We start from the raw sequence: 1652 nt of genomic DNA on the forward strand, positions 1-1652 counted from the left end.
GCTATAACACGAGTACGCAGCCACGGCTAAACTAACAAGCCTTATTAGTAACCTCATAACGATCTCCTTTTTACCGGAAGGCATTAGGGAGAAAATGTACTCTGCCCCCATTTTGCCATTTTTTTGGGGGCAGAAAAGTACTCTGACCCTGAGGTATCCCCACAAATAATATAACGATATCAGTGAGATAAAAAAAGATAGGAACATTCATGACGTTTGGTGATCAGATCAATCGCCAAAAATCACTGAGGCCAAACAGCCATGAATGCCCTATCTATTGTGAACAATGTTGTATCGCTTGTCAGCTATAAAATGCATAAAACTCGTCGGGATGCGGTAACGGCGTGCGTGAAAAGTCTGCTTAATGGAAGCGCTGCAACTGTAACCAGCATAGGTCGAGGAATTAATACTAAAGCCTTTGAAAAACATCGGATTAAACGCGCTGACCGCTTGCTCTCAAACCCGCATTTGTTAAGTGAAACACCGCTTATCTATGCATCTATATGCCAACTATTTTGTGGTAGCACGTCACGCCCTGTTATCTCAATTGATTGGTCAGATTTAGACGACCGTAAAGCCCATTTTCTTTTACGCGCGGCAATATCCCTGAAAGGTCGGCCCATCACACTTTATCAAGAAGTGCATTGCAACAAGACCAAAGAGAAACCAGCCACCCACAAAGCATTCTTAAAGACATTACACGCCATGTTACCTTCAAATTGCCGACCCATTATCGTCACCGACGCAGGATATAAATCACCCTGGTTCAGGGAAGTATTAGCGTTAGGCTGGGATATTGTCGGACGGGTTCGCAAACCGCATTTTTACTCACTCGACAGCGGCAATACGTGGCAGTGTATTCGTCACCTTTATGCCCAAGCGACCAGTCGACCTAAGCGTTTTGATAACAGCCAAATAGCTAGAGGTAACCCCTTTGCCTGTACGTTAGTTCTGTTCAAGCAGAAAGCGAAAGGGCGCCACGCTTCAAATCCAGATGGTACACGCAAAGCCTCAAAGCGGTCGAAAGTCCATGCGCAAGGTGCAAAAGACCCGTGGCTGTTAGCCACATCACTAGCATCTCATCAACGCTTATCGAAACAGGTCGTTGCCATTTATCGCCAGCGGATGCAGATTGAAGAAGGCTTTAGAGACATGAAAAGTACCAAGTTCGGGCTTGGCTATGAGCAAAATAAAAGCGTGAAAAAGCAGCGTCTAACAATCCTGGTATTGCTGACGACGTTAGCGTCACTGGTTGCTATCTTATTGGGTATGGTAGTCGTCTCTTCGAATAAACATCGGCGCTTCCAAGCTAATACCGACACCAGAAGCGTGCTGTCATTCCACTATCTCGGTCTGAGAGCTGTTGCTTGCCGAATAAGATTCACTATGCGACAGTGGAAAACTGCACTCAAATGGTACAGCTCCATAGTCGACGGGGCCTGGACCGCAGGCACATGGAATTAAATTCGTGGGGATCCCTCAGGGTCAGAGTACATTTATTCGGTTTTGTAATAGGGAAAGCCAATAATGTACTCTGACCCCACTATTCGGGGGTGGCGAAAAAAGTACTCTGACCCTGAGGTATCCCCACAAATAATATTGCGATATCAATAAGATAAAAAAGATAGGAACATTCATGACGTTTGGTGATC

General features: G+C 45.5%; 1 protein-coding gene. It reads left to right on the top strand.

The window, feature by feature from the left end; all coding sequences use genetic code 11:
- Nucleotides 1-261: 261 nt before the first annotated feature.
- Nucleotides 262-1464, top strand: a complete 1203-nt coding sequence (locus tag QVA83_RS13365) for an IS4 family transposase (RefSeq protein WP_287498545.1) — start codon at nt 262-264, stop codon at nt 1462-1464.
- The last annotated feature ends 188 nt before the right edge of the window (nt 1465-1652 follow it).

It is taken from the genome of Alteromonas sp. AO-Serp (assembly GCF_017849675.1).
GTDB classification, from domain to species: Bacteria; Pseudomonadota; Gammaproteobacteria; order Enterobacterales; family Alteromonadaceae; genus Alteromonas; species Alteromonas macleodii.